Below are 6,415 nucleotides of genomic sequence, written 5' to 3'. Positions count from 1 at the left end.
AATGCATGAATAAACGTAGGAGGAATTTGTTTGTATTCAACAGGAATAGAAAGTTTACCACCGTACTCAGCAATAAGTTGGTTGTCGGCTGTATAGACTTGCAAGGGCTTTAAAAGCGGTGCTTTTTTTAGTGAACTCATTTCCGGGAGGGTTGGGGCAATATAGAGATACATGCCATAGAAACCCATCGGAATTGAGATCAAAATAATGATAATGATCAAAAAAAATGGATGAACAAGGCCTGAACAAGATAGCTTTTTCATAACAAGTAAGTTTTAATAAGAGCTAATGGCAAACTAATTACCGGTCAGTATATCCTTTAGATATACATATTGTTAGATGAGTTATTGTATCTGTATAAAATTATAGGCCGGCACAGATTGGTGAGTTTGTTTTTATTGGGGATAAAAAAATAATAGGAATTGTATTGTGCGCAGGTTATATCGTAAGCCAAATAAGGGGTTAATAGGAGTCGATATTAGTTCGACTTCTGTTAAAGTTTTAGAGCTCTCTGTAAAGAACGGTCGGTACTGGGTAGAAAGTTATGCTTTAGTCCCATTACCAGAAAGTAGTGTCGTTGAAAAAAATATTTTAAATCCAGAAGCGGTGGGTGATGCGTTGGGGCGTGCGATTAATTTGGCCAATACCCAGTCCAGTCAGTCAGCCTTTGCAATTCCAACTTCTATGGTCATCACCAAGATCATCGAAATGGATGCCGATATGTCGGATGATGAACGTGAAGTTCAGATTCGTGAAGATGCCGAACAATATATTCCTTTCCCACTTGATGAAGCCAGTCTGGACTTTGAAGTTCTGCCAGACCGTTTAACCAATCCGAACCGGGTTAATGTCCTGTTGGTAGCGACTCGAATCGAAAATGTTGAAGCGCGTTCTGAAGTACTGCAAATTGCCAATCTCAATCCAAAAATTGCAGATGTCGAAAGTTTTGCATTAGAAAATGCATTCAAGGTGTTTTCGGATACCTTGCCGATGGGGGTAAATACTGTCGGGATCCTGGATATTGGTCATAGTATGACGACCTTATCCGTCATGCAGAATAACAAGATCATTTATACTCGTGAGCAGGTTTTTGGTGGTAAGCAGCTGACTCAGGAAATCCAGAACCGTTATGGATTATCTTTTGAGGAAGCAGGGCGTGCTAAAAAAACCCGTGCCTTACCGGATGATTATGATATCGAAGTGCTGGAACCTTTCCTGGATGCAGTCGTGCAGCAGGCAGCACGTTCATTACAGTTCTTCTTCTCTTCATCTCAGTTTAACGAGATTGACCATATTTTATTGGCAGGGGGGAATGCCAATATTCCAGGTCTGGCAAAACTATTACAGCAAAAACTTGGCTACCGGGTCACTATTGCCAATCCATTCCTGCAAATGGGCTTTTCTCCTCAAATTGATATTAAAAAAATTGAAAATGACGCGTCCTCACTCATGGTTGCATGTGGTTTGGCATTGAGGAGTTTTGATTAATGGCAAAGATTAACTTACTCCCTTGGCGCGATGAGCTAAGAATTAAAAGAAATAATGAATTTGTAGCGATTTGCGCAGGGGCACTTTTTCTGGGATTGGCAGCAGCAGGTTCAACCTGGTTCTATTATGATCAAAAACTTCAGGATCAGGAACAGGCCAACCAATTGGTGGTCAGTACTAACCAAAATCTGGATGTACAGCTGAAAGCCTTGGATGGTTTACAAGACCAGCGTAATGCAATTGTTGAACGTATGAAGCTGATTCAGGGTTTACAGACCCAACGACCGATCGCAGTTCACCTGATTGATGAATTTGTACGGGTCACACCAAGCAATATGTACATTACAAAATTTCAGCGTACTGGCGATAAATTCACTATTGAAGGTAAGGCAGAAAGTCCAAATACAGTGGCTGAATTGCTACGTAATCTGGAAGCTTCTACTTGGTATCGTAATGCATTTATGAATGCTTTCCTGGTTGCTGAAGAACCAAAAGATAAAGCGCCATCCTCAGTGATTCCTCGAGTAGAAGAATCTTATGGCAGCTTTACGGTCACGGTTGATCTGGATCAAATCGCTGAGCCAACACTTAAAGAAGGACAAACGCCAGCCACAACTACAGCGGAGGCATCATCATGAGTAATGACGAATTCGATGAATTAAGCCAAGACGTAGTGGCTGTTCCTAGAAAAAAAATGACAGTTGAAAAATTCTTTCAACAATTCAATACACTAGATCCAAATAATTATGGTAGCTGGCCATTATCAGTCAAAATTACCTGCTGGATCTTTATTGTTATTCTGGTTTTTATGCTGGGATATTTCGGGTTTATTCGCGGCAAGTTAGAAGCAATTTCACAAGCCAGTGCTCAAGAGCAAAACCTGTTAAATGAATTCCGGGAAAAGGAATCCAAGCTGCGGAATTTACAGCAGTATCAGATTCAGTTGCAGGAGATGGAAGCACGCTTTAATCAGCAATTGGAACAACTGCCGAAAGAAACTGAAATTCCTGGCCTGGTTGAAGATATTAACCTGAGTGGGGTGAACTCTGGACTGAAATTCAAGAATATTCGTCTTGAACCTGAAATCAAGCAGGAATTCTTTATTGAACAGCCGATCGCGATTGAAGCCACTGGGGATTATCATGCCTTTGGTTCTTTTGTGAGCAGTATTGCAGGGCTTTCGCGCATCGTTACACTGCATGATTTCACCATTACAGGAACTGAAAATAAAGAAAAGAAATCTGAAATTCCTGTTATTGATTATGTAGTGAAAGCGAAAACCTACCGTTATGTAGGCAATGCAGATGCTTCATCTACTTCAGCTACAACTGATACGCAGGGAGCTCAGTAATGAATATCATTAAAATTACTTCAGCTTTAACGCTCGGATTTTTATTGGTGGGTTGCGAATCAAGAATTGATGCAGTCAATCAGGAAATGGCCAATATTCGTAATCAACCACCATTACCAATTGAACCGGCGCCGGATTTTATTCCGACAGAAATGTTTAATTATGCAGCTCATCAGCTGAAAAGTCCTTTCCTGCCAAGCTCTTTAGCAGCCGAATTGAAAATTATGGCAGGTAAGCGGGTTTATCCAAACTTGTCACGCCAATTACAGCCTTTAGAGAGTTATCCACTGGAAACCTTAAGTATGAAAGGCAGTATGCGGAATCAGGCGGGGCAGATTCTGGCTCTAATTCAAACGCCTGATGGGGAAATTGAACGGATACAACGTGGCAGCTATATGGGACTTAATCATGGTCGTGTAACGAGAATTACGCCGACACAGATTGACTTGATTGAGATTATTCCAGATGGCCGTGAGGGATATGTGGAACGACCACGAAGTCTGGTTTTGATTGGGCCAGCGCCATAAGTTTTAAGGAATAAAAATGAATAAGAGTATTAAAGAATTTATTTTTGGGGATGCTAATACAATGAATCATGTGTTTCGTCAGTTTTCTATGGGGGCTGTCGCGATTGCTGTGATGCAGGCAGCGAGTGCGCAGGTTTCAATGACCAATGTGGTACCAATGCAGATTCCTGGACAAGGAACTGAAATCCGGGTGATGTTTAATGGCCTGCCGCCTCAACCTCAAGCCTATCAGCTTGAATCCCCTTCACGCCTGATTCTGGATTTTAATGAGGCCCAACAAAATCTAAAACAGTCTAGTATTCCAGTCGCAACTGCTGAAGCGAGTTCAGTGGATATTAGCTCAGATGCACAGCGTTCTCGACTGACGGTGAATCTCGCTAATGCAGGTGCATTTACGACGCGTGTAGAAGGCAATACCTTTATTTTAAAAATTAATTCTGCCACTCCAGTCGCTATTGCTCAGCCAGTACAACAGCAGGCCGCTCAGGGGATTAGCAATATTGGTTTCCAGCGGGGTGCACAAGGTGAAGGGCTGGTGGTAATTGATCTGGCAGGTCAGAACACACCAGTCGATGTACAGCAGCAGGGAACCAAAGTGATTGTGCGGACTCTGGGCTCCAAGATTCCGGCACATTTGACCCGTCGCTTAAATGTGAATGATTTTGCTACACCAGTTTCGAGTGTAGACGCAGTCAATCAGAATGGCTCAGGTGTAATTACTATTCAATCTGCGGAAAGCTATGAATATATGGCTTTCCAGACGGATAATAAGCTGACGATTAGTTTGAAGCGGCCAGAAGTTAAAGGGCCTTTACGTCCTAAATCAGTCGCTTATACAGGCAAGAAAATTTCCCTCGATTTCCAAGATATTGAAGTCCGTCGAGTTCTACAGTTATTAGCCGATTTTACCGATATCAATATGGTTGCTGCAGATAGCGTACAAGGTAATATTACCTTGCGCCTCAAAGAAGTGCCTTGGGATCAGGCTTTAGATATTGTGTTAAAAACTAAAAATCTGGATAAACGCCGTAATGGTAATGTGATCTGGATTGCACCGGTGGCAGAACTAATTAAGGCCGAAGAAGAAGAAGCTAAGGCTTTAAAACAAAGCGTTGCACTTGCACCGATTCAAACTGAATATATGCAGCTCAGTTATGCAAAAGCAGCAGATATTGAAAAACTGATTACTCAAAATAAAAGTGCATCAGGATCAGGCAATTCAAGTAATAGTACTAATAACGACGATAAAGAAAGTTTATTAAGTTCACGTGGCTCTATCTCTATTGATGCTCGTACCAATACCATTATTGTGAATGATACCCAGCCTTTCATTGATAAAATTCGTAATATGGTTGATCTACTTGATGTGCAAGTGAAACAGGTGATGGTTGAGGCGCGTATCGTTCGTGCAACTACTGACTTTACCAAAGAAATGGGGGTGAAATGGGGAATCCTATCTCAAGGGATTACCAATAATAATCACCTTCTTGTTGGTGGTAGTGATACGACTCTTTGGGATCTCCGAGAGCCAGAAGTAAATGAGTTAGGTGGATTTACCTATGATATTCAGCGTCCAGATAACCTGAATGTAGACTTAGGGGTTACTAGCCAAGGAGCAAGTCGCATCGCCTTTGGTTTAATTAGCCTTTCGGATTTTATGCTGGATCTTGAACTTTCTGCGCTTCAAGCAGACGGTTATGGTGAAGTGATTTCTACGCCAAAAGTGCTCACTGCTGACAAGCAAAAAGCAACCGTTGCTTCTGGTTCGCAAATTCCTTATCAGTCTTCAGAAGGTGGAGGGGCTAATGCAGTATCGACTACAGAGTTTATTGATGCAACTTTAAGTCTGGACGTTACACCAAGTATTACGCCAGATGGCAAGGTACAGATGGAGTTGAATATTACCAGTGACTCAGCAGGAAATCCGACACCAACTGGACAGTTAACTATTAATAAAAATCAGATCAATACTAATGTACTGGTTGATAATGGTGAAACAGTGGTATTGGGTGGTATTTTTGAGCAAGAAACTCGAAATGCGCAAACTAAAGTTCCGTTCTTGGGAGATCTGCCATATTTAGGTCGTTTGTTCCGTAAAGATGTTAAATCAGATAACAAGCGTGAATTGCTGATTTTTGTTACACCTCGAATTGTTAATGACAGTGTTTCAAGAAATCATTAATATATTTTGAATTTAACAAAATGAATAGGTGACTCCTTGCCAAGCAAAGAGTTTGAAACCCTACCAAATATCTATTTGGTAGGGCCGATGGGGGCCGGTAAAACAACAGTAGGACGACATTTAGCAGAACTGTTAGGACGAGAATTTCTGGACAGCGATCATGAAATTGAGCGGAAAACAGGGGCTACGATTCCCTGGATCTTCGAAAAAGAGGGTGAAAAGGGTTTTCGTCATCGTGAAACTGTTGTCATTGATGAGTTAACTTCACGTCCACAGCTGGTACTTGCGACTGGTGGTGGCGCAATTACTCAGGCTCCTAATCGGGATTATTTAAAGCAGCGAGGCATCGTTGTTTATCTTTATACTCCAGTTGAAATTCAGCTTCAGCGAACCTATCGCGACAAAAACCGCCCCTTGTTACAAGTCGAAAATCCTGAACAGAAACTCAGAGATCTGCTTGCAGTGCGGGATCCGTTATACCGGGAAGTCGCACATTACATTATTGAGACCAATCAGGGAGCTGCACGAGATCTGGCGCAGCGTATTCTGAATCTCATCCTTCCAAAAAAATAAGTTCAGTTGAAAAAGTGGTTATCCTCTCATGAAAACCTTATATGTCGAACTCGGTGAACGTCGTTATCCCATTTTTATTGGCAGTAACTTGAATCCTCAGGAATTGCTTGAGCCCTATATTCACGGCAAGCAGGTGATGATTGTCAGTAATGATACGGTGGCACCACTCTATCTGGATCGCTATAAGGCTGCATTAGAAAATCTGGGTAAAACTGTGGCGACCTGTATTTTGCCGGATGGTGAGAAATACAAAGATATTGAACATCTAAACCTGATTTTTGATGCATTGCTTGA

Annotated in this window: 6 protein-coding genes and 2 pseudogenes; 7 read left to right on the top strand and 1 reads right to left on the bottom strand. The window is 41.8% G+C overall.

The window, feature by feature from the left end; all coding sequences use genetic code 11:
• A pseudogene (locus B4J23_RS11135) lies at positions 1-263 on the bottom strand (penicillin-binding protein); the annotation flags it as partial.
• A gap of 166 nt (positions 264-429) precedes the next feature.
• Between B4J23_RS11135 and B4J23_RS11130 the strand changes: the two are divergent.
• From B4J23_RS11130 to B4J23_RS11100, 7 genes and pseudogenes are all read left to right on the top strand, one after another.
• Positions 430-1,488, top strand: coding sequence for a pilus assembly protein PilM (locus tag B4J23_RS11130; RefSeq protein ID WP_004787132.1), 1,059 nt, complete (start codon positions 430-432; stop codon positions 1,486-1,488).
• Positions 1,488-2,126 (top strand): PilN domain-containing protein, encoded by a 639-nt coding sequence (locus B4J23_RS11125; protein ID WP_291360639.1) that lies wholly within the window; start codon positions 1,488-1,490, stop codon positions 2,124-2,126. The genes B4J23_RS11130 and B4J23_RS11125 overlap by 1 nt, the downstream gene beginning before the upstream one ends.
• Positions 2,123-2,839: a type 4a pilus biogenesis protein PilO gene (locus B4J23_RS11120; protein WP_291360637.1), complete on the top strand. Its 717-nt coding sequence runs from the start codon at positions 2,123-2,125 to the stop codon at positions 2,837-2,839. Before B4J23_RS11125 ends, B4J23_RS11120 begins: the two co-directional genes overlap by 4 nt.
• The gene (locus tag B4J23_RS11115; RefSeq protein ID WP_034169727.1) at positions 2,839-3,366 is read left to right on the top strand and encodes a pilus assembly protein PilP; all 528 of its coding nucleotides are present in this window, start codon (positions 2,839-2,841) and stop codon (positions 3,364-3,366) included. The genes B4J23_RS11120 and B4J23_RS11115 overlap by 1 nt, the downstream gene beginning before the upstream one ends.
• A 61-nt stretch (positions 3,367-3,427) precedes the next feature.
• Entirely contained in the window at positions 3,428-5,548 is a 2,121-nt protein-coding gene (gene pilQ / locus B4J23_RS11110; protein WP_376782861.1) for a type IV pilus secretin PilQ, read from the top strand.
• A 36-nt stretch (positions 5,549-5,584) separates the two neighbouring features.
• Positions 5,585-6,121: a shikimate kinase AroK gene (gene aroK, locus B4J23_RS11105; protein ID WP_005233593.1), complete on the top strand. Its 537-nt coding sequence runs from the start codon at positions 5,585-5,587 to the stop codon at positions 6,119-6,121.
• A 28-nt stretch (positions 6,122-6,149) separates the two neighbouring features.
• Positions 6,150-6,415 (top strand): annotated as a pseudogene (locus tag B4J23_RS11100) (3-dehydroquinate synthase); the annotation flags it as partial.

This window comes from Acinetobacter sp. UBA3025 (genome assembly GCF_002367915.1).
Lineage (GTDB): Bacteria > Pseudomonadota > Gammaproteobacteria > Pseudomonadales > Moraxellaceae > Acinetobacter.
Note: the sequence above shows the minus strand (reverse complement) of the source record. Positions and strands in the feature narration are given on the sequence as shown.